Genomic DNA, 23322 nt, shown 5'->3' on the forward strand with positions numbered 1-23322 from the left:
GAAGGCCCCGGCCCTCTCCTGCCCGTCCGGGATAGAGGACATTACCGCCGGGTACGAGGTTCCGGCCAGCGCCACCCTTTCCAGCAAGAGCCAAACGCGACACCCTAGGCCCGGCGCTGGCGGGACCGCCCGGCGACAATGGCCGGCCCGGACGCGCAGCACCACGACCCGGTTGTCACTTCATATCGTCTAAGCCCTGACAGGCTCGCTGCTGCCCTCGGCCCTCAGGCCAGGGCGGCAGCCAGCCGGTCCAGCCCGGGAACGGTGTAATCCGGAGCCTGAAAATATCCGGGGTACTGCCCGCCGGACCGGTTGATCCACGCCGTGCCCAGACCGGCCCTCGCCGCCCCGTGAATATCCCACGGATGAACGGCCACCAGCAGCAACTCCCCGGGCGCTGCGCCGCACGCCGACGCTGCGTACTCATACGCGGCCCGTCCAGGTTTCCAGGACTGGGCGCCCTCCACGGAAAGCAGCAGTTCAAAGCTGTCCCTGATCCCGGCCTCCGTGAACAGTTTTTCGGCAACGCCGGTTGAGCCGTTGGTCAGGGTCACCAGCCGGAAACCCGCAGCCTTGAGTGCCTTCACTCCTTCCGGGACGTCCGCATGCAGTCCCAGTCCCGTCAGGCCGGTCATGACATGGTCCACGGCGGCGTCCGGCGTCCTGTCCACATCCATGCCGGCGAACAGGCCGCGGAGGGCTTCGGCGCCGATCCCGGCGAACGATCCATTGTCTCCGGCAGCTGTGAGGGCGAACCCGTCGCGCAGCAGCGTGGCGAACCACAGCTTCGCCAGTGATGCCGGGGCACCTACCTCTTCGAACCGTTCGGCCAAGGGCGACATATCCGACAGGGTTTCGTTGACATCAAAAACAATGATCGAGGGTTTCATGCAAGGTTTCCCTTCATCCGTGGGTGGACGTTCAGGCACCGCCCGTCCACCCTGTTTCCTGCTTCCGTGCAACCGCGCAGTTGGCGGTGGTCAGCGCAAATATTCGGCAAACTCTTTTTCCAGGTAGTGCTTGGGCCGGGCGCCGACCACTGAGGACTTCAGGGCGCCGTCCTTGAACAGGTAGATGGCCGGGATGGAGGTGATGCCGTATTCTGCCGCTACCCGTGGATTTTCGTCGATGTTGACCTTCACGACGTCGACCGTTCCGGCGTGCTCGACCGCAATCTGATTCAGGACGGGGGAGACCATCCTGCAGGGCCCGCACCAATCCGCCCAGAAATCCACGATAACCGGTTTGTCCGATTGCAGGACCTCCTGCTCAAACGTGCCATCGGTGACATCTTTTGTGGTGCTCATAGCGTTTCCTTTCTGTATTTGAGGTTGTCGAGGGCCATTTGGAAAGCCTCGCTGTAGCTGGGAAACTGCGCGACCTGGTCGTGAAGGACGGCAATGGGTATTTTGGCGCGGATCGCGAGGGAGGCCTGGTGGATCCATTCCCCGGCCAGGGGCGAGACAGCCCAGGCACCGATGAGAATCCCCTCATCGGTGTCCGTGAGCAGTCCAAGATGCCCGCGGGGTTCCTGCTCATAGGTCCAGGGCGGGCGAGCGATTTGGCCAGGTCCAGTTCAGCGAACGCAGTTGACCGTCCCTGCTCATCGGCTTGGGCCTGGGTGAGTCCTGCAGCCGCGATCTCCGGGTCCCCGAAAACCACCCTGGGAATGCCCTCGTAGGTGGCCGGGCGTGGCCGGTCCAGGATGGCGTCTGCGACGATGCGCCCCTGGTACTTGGCAACGTGGGTGAAGGGCATGACGCCGGTGACATCGCCGATCGCCCAAACGTTGTCCCCGGCCCGGCAATGGTCGTCGATCTGCACCGCGCCGCGGGCATCGAGGGACACTCCTGCCGTTTCGAAGCCCAAATCGCTGCTTCGTGGCCGGCGGCCGGTGGCGAAAATGACGACGTCGGTACCCACCGATGTGCCGTCGTCGAGATCCAGAAAGCTGGTGTTTCCTTCCCGTCTGGCCCAGACGGCGCTGGCGCCCAGCCGCACGTCGACCGCTGTCTCTTTGAGATAGAGGCGCGCCAATTCACCGATCCGGGGTTCTTCGCGTTCCATCAGGTTCTTGCCGCGGTGTACCAGGGTGACGGCGACGCCGAAGCGGGCCAGGAACGTGGCGGTTTCGATGCCCACTGCGCTGCCGCCAATCACCACTGCCCGTTCGGGCAATTCGGTGGTTGTGAATGTTTCCCGGTTTGTCCAGGTGGTGACGTTCTCCGCGCCTTCCAGTTCGGGGACGACCGCTTCTGAGCCGGTGGCGATGATGATGTGCTCGGCAGTGATGGTCCTGTCGCCGGCCTGGAGGGTGCCCGGCCCGGTGATCCTGGCCTCGGTTTTGATGACTGTCGCGCCCTGGCCCGTGTAGCCGTCAACCTGCGCTGTGTCGTCCCGGTGCCGGATCATGTAGTCGCGGTAGTCGCTGGCCGCTGCCCAGTCCAGTTCGGCGCCGGTGACGCCTGCGGTGCGGCCGGCAGCCGTCCTGGCCTCCGGGGCCCGGAGCAGTGTCTTGGACGGGACGCAGGCCCAGTAGGCGCATTCGCCGCCGATCAGTTCGCGTTCGATCACGACGACCTTCTTGCGGGCTTTCAGCAGCCGGTCCGCTGCCACTTCACCCCCGGGGCCCATGCCCAAGGCAGCTACATCGAAGTGTTCCTCCATCAGTTCCTGCCTTTCGCGTTGTGTCGGCCTGCCTGGAGCGTGGTCATGTTGCACAACAGGAGAGCCGGGAGACGTCGGTGGTGTAGGACTGTGCCGCGATCCTGATGCCCTCAGCCATGGTCAGGTAAGGGCTCCAGAGGTTCGCGACCTGGTCAACGGTCATGCCTGCTTCCAGGATGTAGACCCCGGCGGCAGCCAGGTCGCCGGCTTCCTTGCCGACAGCGGTAAGTCCCAGGATCTTCCCGGTCCCATTCTCGGCCACAAGCTTGATGAAGCCCCGGGTGTCCCGGTTCACGAGGGCGCGCGGAACGTACTCCAGCGGCAGGACTCGGCATTCACAGCTGATGCCCGCACCGTTGGCCTCCCTATCGGTCAGCCCGACGGCGGCCACGGCCGGGCTGGTAAAGGCCACCCGGGGAAGGTACCGGTAATCAACTTCCCGGCGGGCGCCGCTGAAAGCGTTGTCGACGGCGAGGGCGCCGTGGGCTGACGCCACATAGACGAACTCACGGTGCCCGGTGACATCGCCCGCGGCCCAGATCCGCGGATTGGTGCTGGCCAGTGTCTTTTGGACCAGGACTTCACCGCGGTCCCCGGTCTTCACGCCGACCGTATCCAGCTTCAGTCCCTCGGTGACCGGACGGCGCCCGGTGGCCATCAGCAGCCGGGCGGCACGGAAATCCTCCCGGCTGCCGGCGACCTCGGCCACCACCGTCACATCGCCCGTGCTTTCATCACGGCTTACCGAGGACAAGATGGCGCGGCGGATGACACGGATGCCTTCATCGGTGAAGACACTCATCAGGGCCAGTGACACTTCAGGTTCCTCCGCCGAGGCGAGCCGGGAGCGGACCAGCATGGTCACCTTGGACCCAAGACGAGCGAACAGCTGGGCCTGCTCCAGGGCCACATAGCCGCCGCCGACCACCAGCAGCGAATCCGGGACCTCCTCCAGCTCCATGGCAGTGGTGGAGGTCAGATAGCCGGTATCCGAAAGTCCGGAAACCGGCGGAGCCCATGGCGTGGAACCCGTGGCCACAAGATAATGTCCGGCGATCACTGACTCCCGGGCACCGTCGGCCGAAGTGATGTCCAGCACTGGTTCCTCCGGCGTGCCCGAAAAAGCGGCAGTGCCATGGCGGAGATCCCAACCGTAGTCCTCAATCAGGTCGACATACTTGTCCGAGCGCATCCCTTCCACCAGGTCACGCTTCCCGCCGATCAACGCTGGCATGTCCACCGGCCCGGCGCCCGCCGCGATCCCCGGAAACCGACTTCCGGCGTCCAGGGCCACGTGGCGGGCCTCGGCCGCGGCGAGCAGCGCCTTGGAGGGAACGCACCCGGTGTTCACGCAGGTCCCGCCAATTGTCGACCGCTCAACCATCAGGACACTCTTGCCCAGGTTGCTGGCGCGGATGGCCGCAGCGAAGGCACCCCCGCCAGAACCGATGATTGCCAAATCAAAGTCAAAATGTGGTGCGGCAGACATGAAACCTCCAAGTACGGCATTTGACAACGCCCCCGGCCCGCAGATCTCTACCGGCGACTCCTCGTCCTTCCTGGTCCCACCCTGCACCTTCCCCTGTGGGGGAAGGTCAAGAAAAACCGGGATCCCCTGACGGCAGACGGTTCGGCCGGCCAGGAGAACCTTCACCTATGCTGGAATGTAGAGGTCGTCCAGAAGCCCCAAACGGGCCGGCCCAGGATCGTAGAAAAGAGGACAATACATGCGTATCGGTGAAGTTGCCGACGTTGTGGGCATGACGCCCAAGACCCTTCGGTTCTACGAGGAGCAGGGCCTTCTCCCGCCTGCGCGACGGGGTACCAACGGGTACCGGCAATACGACCACGACAGCGTGGACCGGCTTGATTTCATCGCCCGGGGCAGGACGGCCGGGCTGTCCGTAAACCAGATCCGCAACATCCTCGCTGTCCGGGAGCCCGGAAGCGCCCCGTGTGCCCACGTCAGGGACATTCTGGCTGGCCAACTGGCTGAACTGGACCAGAAGATTGCGGAGTTGACTGCACTGCGGGCCGGGGTGGCCGCCTCCTATCAGGCCGTGGCGGCCGGAGACCCGGCAGCATGTGACCAGTCCAGGATCTGCAGCTACCTCTGACCGCCCCGGCAAGTCATTCCTCGATCCGCACGCCCCGGCAGAAAGCAACACGGTCTTTAATCGGGGCAGCGCGCTTCTTGGGATCGCTGTAGAACCAGGCCGCATCCGCGTTAACCTGCCCGTCAACCTCCAGCGTGTGATAGCTGGCTTGCCCCTTCCACGGGCAGACGGAATACATGTCGCTGTCTTTCAGATACAGCGGATTCACCGCCTCACGCGGAAAGTAGTGGTTGCCCTCAACGATCACCGTGTCCTCCGACTCGGCAATGACTTTTCCGTTCCAGATTGCCCTCACCATGTTCTTTACCTTTCACCGTTCTCTCGGCCGTCCGGAAACGCAGGAACAACGGCCCCTATCGCCCCGGCATGCAGATGCTTCAGTTCTGTAGCGCCACCATAGGCGGACTGCGGCCGGGACTCTGCGATCTCGAACACACACCCCACCGGGCCTTGCTGTTGAGCCTGTGGCACGCCGACAACAGTCCAACACCTTGTTGGGCAGGCTAACGTGGTCCCTCAAAGGATCCGCTTCATTACGCTCAATGAGATGGCCATGACCGAACGTCAGCCCATGCTGGAAAACGCTCAGGGCCGGTGGACCGAACAAGGGACCGGCGCCCCGGTCATCCTCGTTCACGGCATCCCCACCTCACCGCGCCTCTGGCGCCACGTCATGCCTCTGGTGCAGGGCCGATGCCTGGCATGGGAAATGCCCGGCTACGGCACAAGCATCCCTCAAGATGCCAACAAGGATCTCAGCCTTTCCGCCCAGGCAGGCTACCTCCTGGAGTGGCTCGACTCCCTGGACCTTGGCCAGAAGCCTGTGCTTGTTGGCCATGACCTGGGCGGGGGAGTGGCCCAAATCGCCGCCCTGCGACAGCCGGATGCTTTCGCCGGGCTTATGCTGACAAACTCCGTGGCCTACGATTCCTGGCCGGTCCCCAGCGTTAAGATGATGCAGCGCCTTGCCCCTGTAATGGCCCGCCTTCCTGCATCCCTGATCTATCCCACCATGGTCCAGCTCCTTCACCGCGGTCACGACAACCGGCAGCGGGCACTGGAATCCATCCGCGAACATTGGGCGCCATACAGTACCCATGGAGCTGCGCGTGCCCTGATGAGCCAGGTCCTTCCGCTGACAGCCTCGGATACGAAGGAAATTTCCGCCCAGCTGCACACACTTGGATTGCCCGCACGCGTAGTTTGGGGCGCGGCCGACCGGTTCCAAAAAATCAGGTTTGGTGAACGGCTGGCAGCGGAACTGGGCTGTGACATCATCACAATCCCCGAAGGGAAACACTTCACACCCGAAGACCACGCGGAAACGGTCGCAGCCGCCATCAACTCGCTGCTCGCCGAAGCCCAGAAGCACTAGCTCCGCGCGGCTACTGGCGCTGTCGCACGGGGCATTCCGGGGTTGTTACCGGCTTCGTCCTGACCGGCCCGGTCTGTCCCGTCGAACGTGTTGGTCAGGAGTGTCCACCGCGCCCCGTGTCAGGGGCCGCGGTTGTGGCCATGGACGGGGATGCCGCCCGGGGCTCAACACAAACCGATAGCACCGGGGCCTTCCACCTGACGCTGCCTGACGGTCGCTACGTGCTCAGAGCGACCAACATCGGCGGTTACGCATCGACGGCTACCGAGTTGGTGGTCATCTCAGACACGCCCGTTCACGTCACGCTGGTTGTCGACACCGGGATTCGCTAAGCCTGATCCACGCAGGGCTGGTAGATTTTGCCGTCACTCAATGCCATGAGTGATCACAGGCATCCTCGTTTCTGTGGCGGCTAGGTGAGCGTAGGCCCGCGGAGCCTGTTAACAGAGCCCACGAGTGCGCTGTCTAGTCTGTGAGCCTACTGCTCGGTGAAGGGGCGGATCAGTCTTCGGGCTTGAGGGTGGCGGCCGCGTCGAGGGCGGCGTCGACAACGATGAGGTAATTGTCGCGTCCGGCGGCGAGCGGAATGGAGTGTTCGCCGTATTTGTCGTAGGCGAGGTCTACGGCGTCGGCGGCGCTGGTGACGTTGAGTCGGCGCAGGAGCCGGGCGATGTCGAGGGTGTCTTTGTCGCGTTCGGCGGCTATTTTCATGGCAAGGAGCGTTTCGGTGTCTGCGGCCTGGATGGTGAGGCGTCGAGCTGTTCGAGGGCGACCCAGGTGGCGTTGTCTGGGACGAAGGCTGCGGCGTTGGTGTTGAGCCAGTCGGGGGAGAGGTCGTAGTCTGCTGCCATGTCGGCGACGACGGCGTGGATAGTGGTTGGGTCGGCGTAGCTGGCGTCGATGTCTGCGGTGGGGCGGTTGCCGATGCCTTGGAGGATGAGGGCGGCCCCGCCGACGAGTTTGACGTCGCCGTGGGCGCCGGCGGTCTGCAGGCGCCTGCCGAGTTCGTGGAGGAGTGCCCTGATTTGTGTGGCGGTGAGTTCTCCGCCGGTCATGCGGTGGCCAGGCTGCGTTCGCGGATGAAGACGTTCAGGTCGGCGAGTTCTTGGGGTGTTTCGGACATGGTGAGTTTCTTCATGGGTTCTCGGATTGTGCGGTAGGACTGGGCTGGCATCCATGCCTCGTCGAGGGGCTTGATTCGTCGCGTCCATGGTGGTGCGGCTTGGCCGAGTCGGTGTGCGGTGTAGTTGGTGATTCCGGCGAGGGCCGCTGACCAGTGCGGGTCTTTGAGGCGGGGGCTGCGCTGGAGGAGCGGCATGCCGGCAGTGAGGGATGCGCTGGCATAATCGGCGAGCATTTTGATCGCGAACTCAAAGTCCCGTTCGGCGATAAGGCGCGTGAAGGTTGTCGCGTAGTCGCGCCGTGCCGGGTCGAAGTCTCTGCCGCGGGGGATGGGATCTGTGGCGGCCAAGGACAGGCCGAGGGCGGCCATGACGGCCAGGGTTTTACCGAGTTCGGCGCGGTCGTGGCCGGCTTCCAGATCGATGAGGAACTTCCGTGACACCCCGGCCATGTCGGCAAGGGTTCGCTGGGACAGCCCGCGGGCTGTGCGGTGGGCGCGGATGAAGGCGCCGGCTGCCGCCGGGGTCTCGATGGTGCTTTCCAGTGTCATGGTATCCCCTCCTACCGTCGATTATGTCACCGAATGGTGACACTTGCATTTCCTGCTGCAGGGTTCGGCGGTTAGCTGACATTCCTTCGGTTTGTACCGCGGTGCCTCTCTGATGGTGCAGGCCCGCTGGAGCCTCGGACTCTTGTCAGCACAACGAAGAACAGCATCTCCAGATGACGCGCGGTGGGTGGCAGGAAGGCTTGAAGCGGAAAATTTGGGGGTGTGGACAATGTCCACACTTTGCTCCTCGGACTGGGTGGTATGGGGGTCGGACCGGGCCGGATTCCGCATGTTTCCGCGGGTTCCCAGTGTTCGCACGGGCTGGAATGCAGTTCGAGTCCCACCTCGGGCACAGCAGATCCCCTCGTCGGAGGGGCTTTTTGCTTTAACGTGCTGACGTGGCTTGTGGTGGTGTCCCCCTGAGGGCTGGTTCGCGGGCTTTTGGCCAAGCTGCCGCTTTGCCAATTCAGGTGTGTGGGGTGGCGGGTTCAGGTCCCTGGCTGGTGGGCCTTCCGCATGCCGGGGCTGGGTTATGTGGTTCCTCGTTCCGGTTCTGTCGGGGGTGGCCAACACCTATTCATGGGCCGGTGGAGCGGGGACGACATGCGGCATCCTGGTCAGGGTGCGCGGCGCCGGCAGCGTCAGCGACGTCACCGAGCGCGTGCTCGAATCCCTAAGCGACGTGGTGGGCGCCGCCTGAGCCATCGTCGCGTCGGCGATGACCTACGGTCCGCGTAGGGGAATGCATACTCCATGGTTCTGCCAACCCGAGCCTAGAGTGGGGCATTCGTGCCGGCAAGGGCGGCGGCGACCACAACCTGATCCGTTCCTTGGGCCTGGTCATGGTGTTCTTCGGGCTTCTCTTTGGCGTCGCAATGGTCCAGGGATACTTCAACGTCACTGAAGAGTGACGGGGGCGCAAGGCCCGGAAAGGCAGCGGGCTGCCGAAGCCCTGGTGGGAGACCGACGATGACCGCGCCAACGAGTAGTTCCTGGAGCACTCCGATCCATGCCCTGCCGGCGGACCTGAGTTCACGGAGCTCTTCCAGCCGCTGCTGCCAGCGTGCCGCGTCGTCAGCCTTGCGCGTCGAGAACTTATCCCAGTCAGGAATGGACTCACGGGAGTCTCCGTAGGCGGGGAGAGGGCCCCGGCCGCAACCTCGCGGCGGCGCCTATATAGCCACGCGCCCAGCGCCCTCTCCCGTGGCGTCTTCCCGCCAGGGCTGTGGAGCCGCCCCTTGGCCTCGTGGAAAGCGATGACGTCGGCAAGGTTCCGCAGACCCGACTTTGAGGGCCTCGTAACTGGGTCTACCTTCGCGGATCGGTGTTGGGCCAGCAGCCCGGCGTCTGCCCGTTTTGCGATGGAGCTTCTTCCAGCGCGGCAATCCTGGCCGCAAAAAGGCCCCGGTGGTACATCTCCACCCATTCAGCCCGCGGTGCTGGCTGCCGTGCGGGTCTCCCTGGCGCCTGGAGTCTCCTGCAGGAGGGGCGGCACGGCGCATTTCGGCGATGCGCAGCCGCAGGAACGTGATGACCAGGATCAGGACGTAGATGGCCAGGCCCGTCAGCACCGCCATGAACACGAAGTAGAGGCCACCATGAAGTCGAATCGCGGAGGGTAGTTCAAGGGTCCCCCAATGGTTGCGTCCTACGAGCCTAGCGCGGCTCTCCGTACTCTTGGGGCAGCGCGACCGGGGGAGTGGTGAACGACGGACGTTGACCACGACGACATACTGGGGATCGTCCACTGGGGCTATGCCCACGAGCGAGGCGGTGTACCCGTCCAACACGATGCCATCGTCGGCGACGGCTTTCGCGGTCCCGGTCTTCCTGCCGACCCGGTAGCCGGGGACCTCGATGTCTTTGGTTCCGCCGGCGGTGACGACGCTTTCCAAAATATCCACGTGCCTGTCGTGCTTGGTGTCGCTGACGGCCCGGGCCTCCGGTTGCACTGGATGCTTGCGTCATCGGGGTCGGTACAGGACTTGTCGCACTTGACTTGCACATCATTTTTAAAGCCCCTAGGTTGTCCCGGACAGGGTTCCTAACAGACTTGTGGGCCCTGACGCCTGCTCAGCAGGGCGGGTGATATCTAGTTATTTGGGGGTTTCTAGAGTGGTTTATTTATCTACGTCTTGGTCGAGAGTTTCTTGGATATTAACGACCATTGTTGCGGTAATTGGGCTCGTTTTTGTTTCGGTGGCGCCCGCTGACGCTTCGGGGAGTAAAACGATAAGCGCGGGTGGATCTGGAGTTGTGTTGCACGAGCCCACGGCAGCTTAAAAGGCAGAGGCCATGCGGCGTTTGGATCAGGCGCAAAAAGCAGACCCCGAGGGCTTCGACGAGCGGCTCCGCCTGATCAAGAATTCCAAGGAGCTTATGACTTACCTCTCCTCGGATAGTCGTTTCGACGCCGGACTCCAACAGAAGTTCCTTGCTGCTTCCATGCCTACTGAAGTTCTTCAGTCGCTGGTTTCATTGACAGAAACAGGGTACTTAACTCTTGAGGTAAAAGACGGTCCTAACAACACCAAGGTGGCCAAGTTCAGCAAGGCTGAGCCGACCCTGGTAGGCGGCGGTAAGGGAAGCATGGCCATGAAGCCCATGTTCCCACAGTGTCCCTCGGCCTGGGCCGCTATGTGGGCTTGGTGGGGAACAAATGCAGCTTTCTGTGGCGCCATGGGCTTCTTCGGGCCGGGTGCCGCTATCGCCTGCTCCGGCTTCATGATGCTTGCCGGCTCCGCTATCGATTTCAACAAAGGGTGCTAATGACGACTACTTCTAAATCAACCGAGCGCAACTACTGGCTGGCGTTGTCGGCCCTGTTCGGAGTGACGGTTAGTGTTGTGGCCATGACGGACCCGCCATGGTCCGTGGCGATGGTCCTAGCCTTCGTTCTGTTCGTGGTTCTGCAAAGCATCCACTACAGACAAATCGGTCACCACGTACAAGGGAAACTTGCTACCGCCAACCCAGGGGTTGGCATCCTCGGGGCTGTCTTCGGAGGCGCAGCAGTTCTCATCCATGGCAGCCCGATAGCTCTATGGGCAGGGCCCGTCCTCGGCCTCGTGACCTTTGTCGGTCTGTTCCTGTTCCTCCAGCGGTTTGGTCGATTCCACCACAGTCACAACACGAACTCCATCTGGACCAATTAGCCTGTGTTGAGGGCCGTACGAGCGGGCATTATCAGCCCCGTACGGCCCTCAACTCGTTTCCCGTTGAAGTGGCAGTTCATTCCTATCACCGTGAAACCTGCTGGTTAAAGAAAGAGAGCCTTCCAAGACTGAGCAGCAGCGGCTCGTGGACGTACGCCACAGATGCCCAGTACAGGGTGGCCGGGTCCACCAACGTCTGGACCCGCAAAGCACCCAGGCCAGCGTCTACTGCTGAGTGTTGCCCTGAAATGTCCGCTTCACTCGGACGGGCCTGTCGATATGGAAAGGAGCCGGAGCTGCCCCGGCCGTCACCAACGCTGCATCGCCCCAGTGGAACGGTTCCCGGATCTGCCTGGATTCGGTCACACCGAGGTCCGGACGGGTTCGTCTAGCCGGGTCAACGGCAACGTCTATTAACAACTGGTGAAGTCGGGTGGCCTTGGAGAGTAATTCAAAGGTGGCGTTCCTAAGCACCAGCTCGGGGGAAAAGGAGTGTGGACAATGTGCACACTCCTGGCCTCGGAGTAGCCCGTAAAGCCGCCGGACTGCTTCGGATTCCGCATGTCTTCGCGGGTTCCCAGTGTTTTCAAGGGTGGGAATGTAGTTCGAGTCCCACCTCGGGCACGACATATCGCCTCGTCAGAGGCGATCTTGCTTTGACGTGTGTACAAAGCTTGATTCTCGTCGCTCTGACGGGTTGGTTCGCGGGCTGTGGCCTGGCTGCCGCTGAGCCTATTTAGGTGTGTGGGTGGCGGGTTCAAGGCCCTTGCTGGTGGGCCTTCCGCCTGCTGTGGCTGCGGTTATGCGGTACCTCGTGTTGGTTGTCTCGGGTTGGCCGGGGGTGGCCTACACCTGTTCATGGACCGGGGGAGCGGGCACAACATGACTTCGCCGATTGCGGTGCGAAACTTCCTTGGACGGCCCCGCTTTTTGGGCGCGGGAACTGGGGAACCGCTGTTTTGTCCTGCCAAAGGAGGTGTGGACAGTGTCAACACTTACTTCTGCCTTAAGGGCCGCTGGGGCCGACTTGTGGGCGTTGCAGCAGATTCCAGATTGCCGGCCGAGCATACCGCCTCGATTCCGCAGGGGAGTGGCCCCATCCAGGTGCTGGAAATGACAGACAGCGACGCTGGATCTGGTTGTACAAAAAGTGCAGGGAGGGGCCTGGCCGCTCTGAGTTCTTGGGGCACTAGCTGGCGGCGCGGCAGCCCTGGCAGTGTGAATTTGTTTGCCTTCCTATGTGCCCATTGACCGGCTGCAGTACGTCCGGACGGGCATGAAACCGACGAATGACCTGGCCGTGTCCTTTTGAGTGGCGTGGCGGTTTGAGCGGAGTCAGAAGTGTCCGGTTTGGGTCTACGAGTTTCTTGAGCCATCGCCACAAAAATGGAGGAGGGGCCCTACTCTGACACCTGGCACACGCCAGCCTGACGTGTGCCTCATCATGGAGCCGGCCCCGGCCGGGAAGGGGAAAGCCCTCGACCGGAGCGGGTCGAGGGCCTTCTTCATGTGCAGTGCTGGGGAGGAGATGGAGGTCTACGCCTTGGAACTGTTCGCCTGGGTCCCGCCGTGTGGAGTCTCGAAGAGCAGGTGCTCTCCTTCGAGCACTTCGGGGTCTGCCGGTGCGACGGTGGCACGTGGGCCCTTGCTGCCGGTCTCGGGGAGCGTGAAGTAGACGAGGAGGGAGAGGGTGACAATGGCGATCATGTAGTACGCAACGAACATGGGCTGTCCGGCGCCGACGAATGCAGCGGCGATAAGTGGTGCGGTGCCACCGAAGACGGCGATGACGATCTGGTGCGCGAAGCCGATGCCTGCTACCCGGACTGAGGCCGGAAAGAGCTCGGCCTGGATTGTCGGGTAAACGGCCTGCCAAATACCGAGAACTACCCACCCGGATGCCGAAACTAGAACGTATACCCAGAAGCCTGGCTGGTTCAGCAGCAGAAGCAGTGGGTAGAAGAGCACGATCATGCCGATGGCACCGATGATGGGGAAGATCTTGCGTCGGCCGAGGCGGTCGGAAAGGTATCCGCAGACCGGCACGATGACCACGAGCAATACCAGCCCGATAACGCTCCCGGCCAGGGTGGAGGACAGGTCCCGGCCGGTGGTCAGCTTGGCATAGGTGGGGAGGAAGGTGGCCCAGGTGTAGTAGGCCACTGCCGGGGCAGAGAGTGCCGCTGCCTGGAGCAGAGCCTTCGGGTGTTCGCGGATAAGGTCTTTCAGGCGCGCCCAGGCGGACTTTTGATCGACGAGGGCAGCTGCCTCAAACTCAGGGGTCTCATCCGAGCGGGCCCGCAGGATGAGACCGGCGACGCCGAGAACGCCGCCGATGACGAACGGGATTCGCCAACCCCAGGCTGCGAGTTCGGCGGGAGCAAAGGATGATGTCACGATTGCGGCGGAACCGGTCGCTGCGAGGGTTGCGAGGCCGCTTGCCATGTTGGAGAACGAGCCGAACAGGCCCCTCCGGTTCGCGGGAGCGTGTTCGACCATGAACGCGATGGCGCTTTGCTGCTCGGTGCCGGCCGAGATTCCCTGGAGGATGCGTGCAACCAGGAAGAGAACAGGTGCTGCGTAGCCGATCGTCGCGAATGAGGGGGTGAGGCCGATGATGAGAGAGCCGAGCGCCATTCCGGAGATGGACAGCGTCAGGATGAGCCGGCGGCCGTAACGGTCGGCCAGCGGCGAGATGATGATTCCGCTGAGCGGGCGTATAACAAAACCGACGGCGTAGGTGAGCAGCGCTGCGACAAGGGACGCGAAGGGGTTCTCGCTTGGGAATATCTGTCCCGCGAACACCGCTGCCAGCAGCCCGTAGATGTACCAGTCGTACCACTCCACAAAGTGGCCGATCGTGCCTGCCACCATGTTGACGGAGCGCCGGGGCGGCTCCGGCACTTCCAAAAATTCAGAAGGGCCCGAGCTGTCGAGCGCATCTTTTGAGGTCTTCATTGAACTCTCCATACTTTCACGTTTGCTGAGGAGGGGTTAGGGATTGCACCGGAGGCAATCGGTCCTCCGGCTTTTCACCGGAACCAATAAGATCGATTGCTGAGATCGGTTGCAGAGATCGGTTGCAACAACACTAAGGGTGGCAAAAGAGACTTGTCAACGTCTTTTTGTGAGTCGCGTCGCAGATTCTGGCATTGCCGCCTCCGGAGGAGAGCAACCACTTTGTGCACTGGAGGCCTGCCTCGGTCGATTTAGGGGTGGTGTGGCCAATTCATGCTGCAGGCTGAAAGAGCGGCCCGCGTAGAACTGGCCGAAATGAGCGGCTCTGGCGGCTGAGCCGTCACCCCTCTGCCGGAAGGGGTGTCTCGTTGTTGAAGTCCAGGTACTGCACGCCTGACCACGTGCATTCCAAACTCCCATAGACGGACCAGTACTCATCCCAATGGGAAAGCTTCCACTGGTCCCGTTCCAGGCCGCGGCGGGTCAGCCGGTCCCGCAGAAGGTCCTGGGGGACCCTTACCCGCACCACCGTGGTCTCAGAAGGTGGCCAATGGAACTTTTCTGCCGCGCGCGTCAGAAAATCCGGATCGTCAAAGTAGGCTCCGAAAGGGGCATCGAGCACGACGGACCGGCCCAGACGCAGGTTGGCTCCGGCCACGTCCATGAGTGTCTCGTACTCGAGGGGCAGCAGGTTGTCGCGATAGTAGTCGTTGGATTCCCGGTCGGTGGGGTCGTGTCCAGTTGCCTTCAGCGCGAACTCGACGAAGCGTCCGCATATCCGGTCTTTGTCCAGGTATGCCGCGTTGTTTTCTTGTGCTGTTCTCTGCGCGATCGTGGTTTTCCCGGAGCCCGCCGGGCCGATGACAATAAAGACGCTGGGGACTGTCATCGGCGGGCCTCTGCCACTGCGGAAAGGAACTCTTCGGCGGCTTTGGTGACGCGGCCAAAGTCGCCATCGGGCTGCCAGGCTTTGGTCACATAGCTGCCGACGCCGACACCTGCAACGCCCGCGGCAAACCATTCGCTGACGTTCTCCAGCGTTACGCCGCCTGCCGGCATGATCGGCAGGTGTGCCAGCGGAGCGAGCACGGACTTGGCGTAGGGGATGCCGCCAGCCTCGGTGGGGAAGAGCTTGAGGATGTCAGCGCCCGCCTCTGCGGAGTTAACAAGCTCGGTCGGCGTGTAGGCCCCGCTAATAGTGGGTATCTGGTAGCGGTTCGCTGTCCGGATCATCGCCGGGTTCAGCTGGGGACTGACCAGGAATTCAGCCCCGGCGCGGATGCACTCGTAGGCCGAGTGCTCGTCCAGTACCGTTCCGGCGCCGATCGCGACTCCATTGGACCCATGTTTGGCGGAGAGCCGGCGGATTACCTCGACGGCGCCCGGGATCGACAGTGTGATTTCAAGGGCGCGGAAGCCTCCGGCGATGGCAGCTTCCGCAACGCGTTCTGCCACGTCGGCGTTCTCCAGGCGGACGATGAGGACGGCGCCTGATTCGTCGATGGTCTGCAGGGTGCGAAGTTTCTTATACATGGTGGCCTTTCTTGGGCCCAAGCGGGTTTGGTTTTGCTTATCGTCTGGGCCGCTGTTGTGGTGTCGTTGACAAACTCTCCCACCATCCATAGTGTTATTGCAACCGATCTCAGCAACCGATCTCATACAAGGGGGTATCGCGGTTGACTCACGAACGCACAATCATTCTTGGTGCTTCCCACTGGCACGTTCCGCTGTACGCACAGGCGATTGCCGAAATGCATCAGGTCGTCGGCGTCAGTGACGACGACGTGTCCCTCGTCCAGGGCCTGGCCGATGGCTGGGGAGCACCGGTGGAAGCTGACTGGCGGAAGCTGGTTGACCTTCCCGACATTGGGCTCGCCTACGTTTTTGGCCCCCATTCCGACATGGCGGAGAAGTGTCACGCCCTGATCGAACGCGGTATTCCCTTCGTGGTGGAGAAGCCGCTGGGAACTTCCCTTGCCGAACTCTCTGCTGTGCGCAAGGCCGCCGATGCAGCCGGCGTCCCTGCCACCGTCCCGCTGGTCCAGCGGGACGGTCCAACCGACCGATGGCTTGCTAAGGCAGGGCGGCCGACGTACCAGCGAACGTCATTCATTGCCGGACCGCCGTCCCGCTACCTCGACAACGCCAATCCCTGGATGCTCGATCCTGTCAGCGCAGGCGGGGGATGCCTGGCGAACCTGGGCCCCCACTTTGTCGACCTGTTCCTGCAGAGCTGCGCAGAACCGGCGGCACATGTCGACTCGCGGCTTTCGTCGGTTCTGCACGGCGGAGCCGTTGAGGACCACGCCAGCCTCATCATCTCCACGCCGGAGGGGCGGGAAGCCATCGTGGAGGTCGGTTACGCATTTCCCGGCTCCCCGCTTAAGCGCTACTGCAGCTACACCTCGGTCGGTGAAGCAGGATTCGCCTCCGTTGACTCCGATGGCTCTGCTACCTTCACCGCCGTGGACGGGACCACGGAGTCCGCCAAAATCGACGTGGACAGCGACCCGTTGTACGGTCCGTTCGTACGGCGTGTGGCTCAGACACTGGAAGATGGATTCCGGGGCCTGCCGACGCTGGCCCAGCTCGAAAACGTCATGCGCCCCATTTGGCAGGCATATGACGACCAGCACGGAGGAAAAGAACATGCCTGACCTGAGTATTGACGTTGTCGCGAAAGCCGCCGGTGTCCACCGGTCCACCGTCTCCCGGGCATTCTCCCGCCCGGAAGCTGTGAAAAGCGAAACACGCGAGCACATCCTCCGGGTCGCCGAGGGGCTGGGCTACACGATGAGTCCACTCGCCCAGGCGCTTCGACGAAAAACCAGCACCTTCATCCCGCTGATCGTCCCTGACATCACCAACCCGTTCTTTGCAGAACTTGCCAAGACGATGACGCAGGCGGCGGACGAGCGCGGCTACCAGCTGCTGCTCTGCGTAACCAATGGTGACCCTGCCAAAACTGAGGGTTACTTCACCGCCATGCAGGCCATGTATGCCCCGTTCGGGATTGTCGCGCCCTCCACCAAGGTCGATACCGAGGCCTTGAAACGCTTCGACTTCGGACACAAGGTGGTCGTGATCGACCGGGTGGAAGGCGACGATGCGGTCCCAACGGTCACCGTCGACAGCCGCCGCGGAATCATGCTCGCCCTGGACCATCTGCATTCACTGGGGCACACCTCGATCGGCTACGTCTCCGGTATCGCCGGTACACACACCGCCCAGGACCGGATAGAGGCGTACCTGGAGCTGTCAGCGGAGAGCGGCAGCACGCCCGTCGTTTTGGACAGTGGATCGGACTTGGATGCTGGCACGCGTGGGGCAGAGCATTTCCTCGAAATGGACAACCCGCCGACGGCGATCATCGCGGCCAATGACATGGTGGCCTTTGCGGTCATCTCGGCCCTCGGCAAGAGCGGCGTGCGTGTTCCGGAGGACGTGTCGGTCATCGGTTTCGATGGTCTGGCCCTAGGAGCCCGGTTCAACCCTCCTCTGACAACGGTGCGGCAGCCGATCGCCGACATGGGCCACATCGCCATCGAACTGGCTGAGAAGCAGAATATCGACGGCTCCGTGGGCCACATCGTCCTCGAGCCTGAGCTTCTGGTCCGTGGCTCCACCTCGGGACCGCGCGCATGACCGCGCAAATGGATGGCGCCCCGGCAGAAACACTGCGGCGGCTGCCGGGGCTCCAGCACACGGACCACGTCGGCCTGACCGTCCCCAACCTTGAGGAAGGTATCCGGTTCTTCGTCGACGTGCTCGGGGCCGAGGAACTGTACCGCTCAGAGCGGGGTCCCGACGAAGAATTCATGCCCACAAACTTTGACGTCCCGGCAGACGCGAAACTCACGCTGGCCATGCTGCGACTGCCCCCGAACCTCAATATTGAACTCTTCGAATGGAGCAGTGCTGAGCGGCGCGAAACCCCGCCGCGGCATTGTGATGCCGGCGGACACCACCTGTGCTTCGTCGTGGGCGACGTCGATGAAGCGCTCGCCGTGCTCCGGGAAATACCTGGGGTACGGGTGCTCGGTGAGCGCAAAGAAGTCGCAGGCGACAGCCCGCGCGTAGCCGGCAACCGCTGGACTTACTTCCTTACCCCCTGGGGCCTGCTGATGGAGATCGTCGACCGGTCCCGCGTCGCAGCCCCACCGAGGCTGGTCGGTCCCGCGGACTGGGCAGCGGCTCCAAACACTTCCAGAAAGGACACTCAATGATGCGGCTTGCAGGTCACACCCTCGGAACCCCGGACCACACGGTTCCCCAGGCACTGGCGCTCTTCAAAGCTGCCGGCCTCGACGCCGCGGAGGTTATCTACCAAGACGACTACCTGTCAGGGCTGCCTCTGGGAGATCGGCGCGCCGCGATGGAGGCATTGAAGGCTTCCGATAGTGAAGGCGTGCCGATCGTAGGCCTGACGCCATACACGACAGCCATCAACTCCCTTGAGGACGTGGAGTGGCGCGGCGCGGTCGATGAATTTCGGGGTGCCATTGAAACCGCGCATATGGTCGGGGCCGATCGGGTCCGTGTCTACGCCGGGTCCTGGCATGCCGGGGACTCCGACCTTGCCCGGCGGTGGGCAAAGCTCGTGCATGCGTTGCAGACCCTTGCGCCTGAAGCTGAACAGGCAGGCGTACGGCTGTGCGTTGAGAACCACTTCGGCACAATGACCCAGTCCGCGGCCGAAACCGCAGCCCTGGTCCGCGAAGTCGCGCACCCGGCCATCCGCGTTCTGTACGATCAGGCGAACCTGACGTTCACCCACGACGAAAAGTTCGAGCAGGCCCTCGCCGTCCAGGGCGACTTGATCGGCCACGTGCACGTGAAGGACCTTGTCTTCACCGATCCCAACGCAGCATTCCGCGCAACCGAAACAGCGCGTGTCAACGCTTCCGAGCGGGCCGTACGGTCCCGCGTCGTAGGAAGCGGCGTCGTTCCCTGGCCCCAAATCCTCTCCGGGCTGGTGCAGCACGGCTACAACGACGTGCTCAGCATCGAACTTGAATACCGCTGGCACCGGCAAGACCTTCCCAAGCCCGAGGACGGATTCAGGGAATCAGCCGACGTCCTGCGCGCCATGCTCTCCGATCCCGCCCATGTAAGGAACGCCCGATGAACACCAACCGCCTCCGCGTCGGCGTCATCGGCGCCGGAAACATCGCCACCATTGCCCAATTGCCCACACTCGTACAGCGGCATGACGTTGAGCTTGCCGCCCTGGTATCACGCCGTGAGGATCCGAGCAGCCTGGTCCGACGCTGGGGCTTCGACTCCGCCTACAAGTCGGTCGAGGACATGCTGGACTCACAGGATCTGGACGCAGTGTTCGTCCTCACACCCCGGTCCGAACACGCACACGCGGTCCAACTGTGCCTGAACCGCGACGTCGACGTGTTCTGCGAAAAGCCTCTGGCCCCGGCAACCGAGGAGGCAGAACGTCTGGCAGACCTCGCCGACGAGCGCGGCCGCATCCTGATGGTCGACTTCAACCGCCGCTATGCCCCCGTTTACACCGCCGGCCGGGAGCTGTTTGGCACGAAGGGCGCTACCTTCTGCGTGGCCCAGAAGAACCGCCCCGGATCGGAATACCGCGCAACCTTCGAGAACGCCATCCACATGGTCGATCTGCTCCGCTGGTACTGCGGTGGCGAACCTGTTGACGTGGCGGCGCACGCAGCGGGCGACGACCCGTGGGAGGAAGACGGCGTCGCGGCCATGATCCGCTTCAGCACCGGCAACACCGGAGTGCTCATGGCAGCCCGGACAGCCGGTGCCTGGAGCGAAAAACTCGATGCCTACGGCGACGGCAAGACCGTAGAAGTGAGGGCCCCGGAAACCGTCTCGACCACTGTCCAGGGAGTCACCACATCACGCGAGCTCAGCGCCGAGGCGTACGGCTGGGCAACGGCCACCGACACGCTCGGATTCTCCGCCGCCGTCCATCACTTCCTGGACCGCGTCGCCGACAGGGCCCAGCCACTGACCTCCGGCCGGGAAGCTGTCCATACCCAGAGGCTGCTTGACCAAGTCCTCGCCGCCTCGGGACTGCCCACAGAAGAACAAGCAGGCCGGGAATGGGCCAGCCACGCCACCAGCGGCAACAGCTAGGCAGCACGGGCACCTGCGCCATTCTGGACCGGGGTCGGCAGAGAACCTGGGCTTCAACAGTGCGGCAGCAGGTCAGGGCGCGGAGCGGCGCTCACTGAAGCAGCCGCGCCCGGAGCGGGGACACCCTTTGAAACACCTCAACTAAGGAGCTGGAAAGATGAAACGAGCAGCCCACCAGCCAGTCGCTGGGCAGCAACGGACAAGCGGAGTTATCAGATGAGCCTTAAAGACCAAGTCGTTCTGGTAACCGGATCAAGCGGCGGAATCGGCGACGCAGTCGTCGACGCCCTCACAGCCGAAGGGGCCATCGTCATAGGTGCCGACCGCGGCGCGAAGGAGGGCCAAGAACTAGCCGGCTTCTTCACGCTCGACATCACCTCCGAAGAACAATGCGCCACCGTCGTCCGTGATGTCACAACCAGGTACGGGCGCATCGACGCGCTTGTCCATGCAGCTGGAGTCCTGGGTGCCACGCCGGACATCATGAAAACAACGACCGAAGAATTCGACTCCATCATGCGGATCAACGGTTCGGGCACCTTCTCCATGGTCCGGGAAACCGCGCAATCAATGATTGGGACCGGAACTGCCGGCGCGATCGTGATCCTCTCCTCCGTTGCAGCCAAAGAGGCCCGACTCAACTATCTGCCGTACAACGCAAGCAAACTCGCAGTGCTCCACATCATGTGGTCCTTCGCCGAGCTGCTCGGCCCCAACGGCATCTCGGTCAACGCCATCGCGCCGGGCCCGGTAAACACTCCCATGTGGGCACAATTCGCGAAGGACTCGGGCCCGGATGCAGCCGCCAACCGGGCCAAGCGCGCCGCCCAGCTTCCCATGCGCCGGTTCGCCGAACCCGACGAAGTCGCCCGCGCCATCCTTTTCCTCGCCGACCCGGACAACCGCTACATCACCGGCGTATCCCTCGATGTGGCAGGCGGAGCACACTTGGGAATGGGAACCTAATCCAGGAATCCACCGAAGGACGATGCAGGGCTCCAGGCTGGCTTTGCCTGGCGCAGGAACTGGTAGCGTCTCCCTGCTAATCCCGGAGACCTGAGTGAAGCAACCTTTGATACTCCGTTGCGTGCTTTCTGGACGAACCTCGGTGCCGGTTCCCGCCCGTTGTTAGCGCCGCGCTGTTTTGCAGATGCGATGTCGCCCAAGGACCCCCGCGCTCTTCTCGACCTGATTTACGAACGGACCAAAGGCGCCGGCAAGACCCCCGACAGTGAAGCCTTCGTGACCATTGCGGACGGCCTGCGGACCGGTGCCGTTCCAGCCGAACTTCGCGCCGCCCTCTACAAGGTCGCCGCCCTCATTCCAGGTGTCACACTCAGTGACCGGCAAGCAACCATTGACGGCAGGACGGGCACCGCTATCGGCATTCCATCACCTGATGGTGCGGCAAGGACCGACATCATCATCGACCCGGATTCGGGTCTGGTCATCGGCGAACAAAATGTTCTCCTGAAGGACTACCCAGGCTCTCCTGCTGGCACCGTCACCGGCTGGACCTCGGTACGCACATCCGTGGTGGACTCCGCGCCCTAGCGAACTGGGCGCATGAACACCCCGGAACGGTCGGTCATCATTGGGGGTGACCGGCCGTTCCGGCATCTCCTCGGCTCTTCATTGCGTCTAATGCATCAGAGTACGCACTAAAAGGCCACGCTCAGATCGCGTTCCGGTGAAGGATCCTTTACCCGGCTCCCCACGTGGGGAAGCCGGGTGCTAGGACTCATTGAGGAGTGGTCGTCCCGTCTTAGTAGTAAAGGAACGGTTTCTGAGACAGCCTAAGCGGCCTTGGCCGGAAGGACGGTTCCTTTGATATGTGGAGTTTCCCGATAAATGGCGGCGTTTTGTGATCCCTCTTGTCGCACCATTGCGCGCCGGCTCTCTTGAATCTCTAGGGATTCGAGGCGCAGAGGTTTCGAGACAGATCCTTAGTGTGCTGCAAACCTCAGGCGTTATCCCATGTTGGGAAGATGAACTGTTGCCTCGATCTGCACCTTCGCACCCAGCGGCAAACCAGCCGCTTGGACGGTGGTCCTGGCCGGAAACGGTGGGGTCAGTCGTTGGGCATAGACGGTATTGATGGCGTCGAAATCCTGGTAGTCAGTGAGGTAGATCGTCATGCGGATAATGTGGCTCATCCCCAGTCCCAGTTCATTGAGCAGCGACTCCAGATTGGCCAGCATTGCTGCGCATTGTTCGGTGACGTCACTGGAGACCAAGGCACCGCTTGAAGGGTCTTGGCCGATGATGCCCGCCGTGTAGCCGGTGTCTCCATGCCGTACGAAGTGCGAGAACGGCGCAGTGGACTGATATAGCTGGCTGCTGAAGTGGTGACTGATCGCTGTATCAGACTGCCTGATCAAAATGCGCTCCTTCCCGCGCAAGGGTCAGGGACGGCCGCTGGAGGCGGGCCAGGGCTGTGGCAGTTTCGCTTCCCGGTTCTGCGGTGTAGGTGAGGACGCGGTGGCCGGAATCGTCCGGCATGGTCAGGACCTCGAACCCCAGCTCCAGTGATCCGATCTGGGGGTGGTTGAGTGTCTTGTGTCCCGACATGCAGTTCTCCACGGGGTGTTCGGCCCACATGTTCGCGAAATCCGGGCTTTTGAGGGTCAGTTCTCCAACGAGGGCAGCCAGCTCGGTGTCATCGGCGAACCGTCCGGAGAGCAGCCGCAGGGATGCCACCGCACGCCCGGCTTCGGTGCGCCAGTGCGGGTACAGGCTGCGTGTGGCCTCGTCGAGGAAGAGCATCCGGGTCATGTTCGGGCGTTCAGATGGCGTGTCCGGGGCGTCGAAGCCCAGGTGGGAGGCGACCAGCCGGTGTCCGGCCCGGTTCCAGGCCAGGACTTCAGTGCGCTTGCCCAGCACCACCGACGGGACATTGCCCATGGACTCAACCAGGCGCTTAGTTCCGGGCCGGACGCGATCCGGCCTGCTCCGCGTGGTCTTGGCTGTGCGGCGCTTGGCCCCGGACAGATCCACAAGGTGTTTCCGTTCGACCTCCGTCATAGCCAGGGCGCGGGCCAGCGAGTCGATGACAGCGTCGGAGGCGTTGACGTGCTGGCCCTGTTCCAGCCGGGCGTAGTACGTCACGCTCATGCCCGCCAGCATGGCCACTTCTTCCCGGCGCAGCCCCGGCACCCGGCGCGTGCCGTAATCCATCAGGCCCACATCCGCCGGCGTCAGAGCCGCCCGGCGCTTGCGCAGGAAGTCGCCCATCGCTGATTCGTTCATATCCCCCGA

28 protein-coding genes and 1 pseudogene are annotated in these 23322 nt (G+C 62.9%); 13 read left to right on the forward strand and 16 right to left on the reverse strand.

The window, feature by feature from the left end; all coding sequences use genetic code 11:
• Positions 1-224 precede the first annotated feature (224 nt).
• The 5 genes and pseudogenes from SMD14_RS08970 to merA all read right to left on the reverse strand — a co-directional run bounded on the left by SMD14_RS08970 (position 225) and on the right by merA (position 4156).
• Positions 225-890 carry a haloacid dehalogenase type II gene (locus tag SMD14_RS08970; protein ID WP_321216047.1) on the reverse strand — a complete coding sequence of 222 codons (666 nt, stop codon included), beginning with the start codon at positions 888-890 and terminating at the stop codon, positions 225-227.
• A gap of 90 nt (positions 891-980) precedes the next feature.
• Positions 981-1307, reverse strand: a complete 327-nt coding sequence (gene trxA, locus SMD14_RS08975) for a thioredoxin (RefSeq protein ID WP_321216048.1) — start codon at positions 1305-1307, stop codon at positions 981-983.
• Positions 1304-1561 carry a hypothetical protein gene (locus SMD14_RS08980; RefSeq protein ID WP_321216248.1) on the reverse strand — a complete coding sequence of 86 codons (258 nt, stop codon included), beginning with the start codon at positions 1559-1561 and terminating at the stop codon, positions 1304-1306. Before SMD14_RS08980 ends, trxA begins: the two co-directional genes overlap by 4 nt.
• Positions 1562-1785: 224 nt before the next feature.
• Positions 1786-2667 (reverse strand): annotated as a pseudogene (locus SMD14_RS08985) (FAD-dependent oxidoreductase); the annotation flags it as partial.
• A 43-nt stretch (positions 2668-2710) separates the two neighbouring features.
• Entirely contained in the window at positions 2711-4156 is a 1446-nt protein-coding gene (gene merA / locus SMD14_RS08990; protein ID WP_321216049.1) for a mercury(II) reductase, read from the reverse strand.
• Positions 4157-4394: 238 nt separating this feature from the next.
• Between merA and SMD14_RS08995 the strand changes: the two genes are divergently transcribed.
• On the forward strand, positions 4395-4784 hold the full coding sequence (locus SMD14_RS08995) for a heavy metal-responsive transcriptional regulator (RefSeq protein WP_321216050.1): 390 nt from the start codon (positions 4395-4397) through the stop codon (positions 4782-4784).
• A 13-nt stretch (positions 4785-4797) separates the two neighbouring features.
• Here the strand turns inward: SMD14_RS08995 and SMD14_RS09000 are convergent, their stop codons facing one another.
• The gene (locus SMD14_RS09000) at positions 4798-5082 is read right to left on the reverse strand and encodes a DUF427 domain-containing protein (protein ID WP_321216051.1); all 285 of its coding nucleotides are present in this window, start codon (positions 5080-5082) and stop codon (positions 4798-4800) included.
• A gap of 255 nt (positions 5083-5337) precedes the next feature.
• Between SMD14_RS09000 and SMD14_RS09005 the strand changes: the two genes are divergently transcribed.
• Entirely contained in the window at positions 5338-6159 is an 822-nt protein-coding gene (locus SMD14_RS09005) for an alpha/beta hydrolase (protein ID WP_321216052.1), read from the forward strand.
• A 140-nt stretch (positions 6160-6299) separates the two neighbouring features.
• A complete protein-coding gene (locus tag SMD14_RS20270; protein ID WP_231754919.1) occupies positions 6300-6491 on the forward strand; it encodes a hypothetical protein in 192 nt (63 codons plus the stop codon).
• A 169-nt stretch (positions 6492-6660) separates the two neighbouring features.
• On the opposite strand, the gene SMD14_RS09010 is transcribed toward SMD14_RS20270, so the two are convergent.
• Genes SMD14_RS09010 through SMD14_RS09020 form a run of 3 tightly spaced genes read right to left on the reverse strand, consistent with a single transcriptional unit; the run spans position 6661 to position 7831 of the window.
• Complete coding sequence (locus SMD14_RS09010) at positions 6661-6870, reverse strand: hypothetical protein (RefSeq protein WP_321216053.1); 210 nt, start codon at positions 6868-6870, stop codon at positions 6661-6663.
• Positions 6867-7214 (reverse strand): DUF6036 family nucleotidyltransferase, encoded by a 348-nt coding sequence (locus tag SMD14_RS09015; protein WP_321216054.1) that lies wholly within the window; start codon positions 7212-7214, stop codon positions 6867-6869. Before SMD14_RS09015 ends, SMD14_RS09010 begins: the two co-directional genes overlap by 4 nt.
• Positions 7211-7831, reverse strand: a complete 621-nt coding sequence (locus SMD14_RS09020; RefSeq protein ID WP_157238289.1) for a helix-turn-helix domain-containing protein — start codon at positions 7829-7831, stop codon at positions 7211-7213. The genes SMD14_RS09015 and SMD14_RS09020 overlap by 4 nt, the downstream gene beginning before the upstream one ends.
• A 532-nt stretch (positions 7832-8363) precedes the next feature.
• Here SMD14_RS09020 and SMD14_RS09025 point away from each other — a divergent pair.
• Positions 8364-8531, forward strand: a complete 168-nt coding sequence (locus SMD14_RS09025; protein ID WP_321216055.1) for a hypothetical protein — start codon at positions 8364-8366, stop codon at positions 8529-8531.
• A 73-nt stretch (positions 8532-8604) separates the two neighbouring features.
• Here the strand turns inward: SMD14_RS09025 and SMD14_RS09030 are convergent, their stop codons facing one another.
• Together SMD14_RS09030 and SMD14_RS09035 are read right to left on the reverse strand one after the other, a co-directional pair.
• A complete protein-coding gene (locus SMD14_RS09030) occupies positions 8605-8832 on the reverse strand; it encodes a hypothetical protein (RefSeq protein ID WP_321216056.1) in 228 nt (75 codons plus the stop codon).
• Between the two features lie 171 nt (positions 8833-9003).
• On the reverse strand, positions 9004-9783 hold the full coding sequence (locus SMD14_RS09035; protein WP_321216057.1) for a penicillin-binding transpeptidase domain-containing protein: 780 nt from the start codon (positions 9781-9783) through the stop codon (positions 9004-9006).
• 343 nt (positions 9784-10126) lie between these two features.
• On the opposite strand from SMD14_RS09035, the gene SMD14_RS09040 reads away from it, so the two are divergent.
• Positions 10127-10600, forward strand: a complete 474-nt coding sequence (locus SMD14_RS09040; RefSeq protein WP_321216058.1) for a hypothetical protein — start codon at positions 10127-10129, stop codon at positions 10598-10600.
• Complete coding sequence (locus SMD14_RS09045; RefSeq protein WP_321216059.1) at positions 10600-10986, forward strand: hypothetical protein; 387 nt, start codon at positions 10600-10602, stop codon at positions 10984-10986. Before SMD14_RS09040 ends, SMD14_RS09045 begins: the two co-directional genes overlap by 1 nt.
• Before the next feature lie 1536 nt (positions 10987-12522).
• On the opposite strand, the gene SMD14_RS09050 is transcribed toward SMD14_RS09045, so the two are convergent.
• From SMD14_RS09050 to SMD14_RS09060, 3 genes are all read right to left on the reverse strand, one after another.
• Positions 12523-13944, reverse strand: a complete 1422-nt coding sequence (locus SMD14_RS09050; protein ID WP_321216060.1) for an MFS transporter — start codon at positions 13942-13944, stop codon at positions 12523-12525.
• A 340-nt stretch (positions 13945-14284) separates the two neighbouring features.
• A complete protein-coding gene (locus tag SMD14_RS09055; protein WP_157238238.1) occupies positions 14285-14833 on the reverse strand; it encodes an AAA family ATPase in 549 nt (182 codons plus the stop codon).
• Positions 14830-15477 (reverse strand): bifunctional 4-hydroxy-2-oxoglutarate aldolase/2-dehydro-3-deoxy-phosphogluconate aldolase, encoded by a 648-nt coding sequence (locus SMD14_RS09060; RefSeq protein WP_321216061.1) that lies wholly within the window; start codon positions 15475-15477, stop codon positions 14830-14832. The genes SMD14_RS09055 and SMD14_RS09060 overlap by 4 nt, the downstream gene beginning before the upstream one ends.
• Before the next feature lie 143 nt (positions 15478-15620).
• Between SMD14_RS09060 and SMD14_RS09065 the strand changes: the two genes are divergently transcribed.
• The 7 genes from SMD14_RS09065 (at position 15621) to SMD14_RS09095 (ending at position 21618) form a co-directional block, all read left to right on the forward strand.
• Positions 15621-16601 (forward strand): Gfo/Idh/MocA family oxidoreductase, encoded by a 981-nt coding sequence (locus tag SMD14_RS09065; RefSeq protein ID WP_321216062.1) that lies wholly within the window; start codon positions 15621-15623, stop codon positions 16599-16601.
• Entirely contained in the window at positions 16567-17589 is a 1023-nt protein-coding gene (locus tag SMD14_RS09070; protein WP_321216063.1) for a LacI family DNA-binding transcriptional regulator, read from the forward strand. Before SMD14_RS09065 ends, SMD14_RS09070 begins: the two co-directional genes overlap by 35 nt.
• Entirely contained in the window at positions 17586-18170 is a 585-nt protein-coding gene (locus SMD14_RS09075; protein WP_321216064.1) for a VOC family protein, read from the forward strand. Before SMD14_RS09070 ends, SMD14_RS09075 begins: the two co-directional genes overlap by 4 nt.
• A complete protein-coding gene (locus tag SMD14_RS09080) occupies positions 18167-19072 on the forward strand; it encodes a sugar phosphate isomerase/epimerase family protein (protein WP_321216065.1) in 906 nt (301 codons plus the stop codon). The genes SMD14_RS09075 and SMD14_RS09080 overlap by 4 nt, the downstream gene beginning before the upstream one ends.
• A complete protein-coding gene (locus tag SMD14_RS09085) occupies positions 19069-20064 on the forward strand; it encodes a Gfo/Idh/MocA family oxidoreductase (RefSeq protein ID WP_321216066.1) in 996 nt (331 codons plus the stop codon). Before SMD14_RS09080 ends, SMD14_RS09085 begins: the two co-directional genes overlap by 4 nt.
• Positions 20065-20280: 216 nt before the next feature.
• Positions 20281-21030, forward strand: a complete 750-nt coding sequence (locus tag SMD14_RS09090; RefSeq protein WP_321216067.1) for an SDR family oxidoreductase — start codon at positions 20281-20283, stop codon at positions 21028-21030.
• A gap of 189 nt (positions 21031-21219) precedes the next feature.
• On the forward strand, positions 21220-21618 hold the full coding sequence (locus SMD14_RS09095) for a hypothetical protein (protein ID WP_321216068.1): 399 nt from the start codon (positions 21220-21222) through the stop codon (positions 21616-21618).
• Between the two features lie 416 nt (positions 21619-22034).
• On the opposite strand, the gene SMD14_RS09100 is transcribed toward SMD14_RS09095, so the two are convergent.
• Positions 22035-22445 (reverse strand): RidA family protein, encoded by a 411-nt coding sequence (locus SMD14_RS09100; RefSeq protein WP_321216069.1) that lies wholly within the window; start codon positions 22443-22445, stop codon positions 22035-22037.
• The gene (locus SMD14_RS09105; RefSeq protein ID WP_321216070.1) at positions 22429-23313 is read right to left on the reverse strand and encodes a helix-turn-helix transcriptional regulator; all 885 of its coding nucleotides are present in this window, start codon (positions 23311-23313) and stop codon (positions 22429-22431) included. Before SMD14_RS09105 ends, SMD14_RS09100 begins: the two co-directional genes overlap by 17 nt.
• Positions 23314-23322 lie beyond the last annotated feature (9 nt).

The sequence above is a fragment of the Pseudarthrobacter oxydans genome, from assembly GCF_034258515.1.
In the GTDB taxonomy this organism is placed as follows: Bacteria; Actinomycetota; Actinomycetes; order Actinomycetales; family Micrococcaceae; genus Arthrobacter.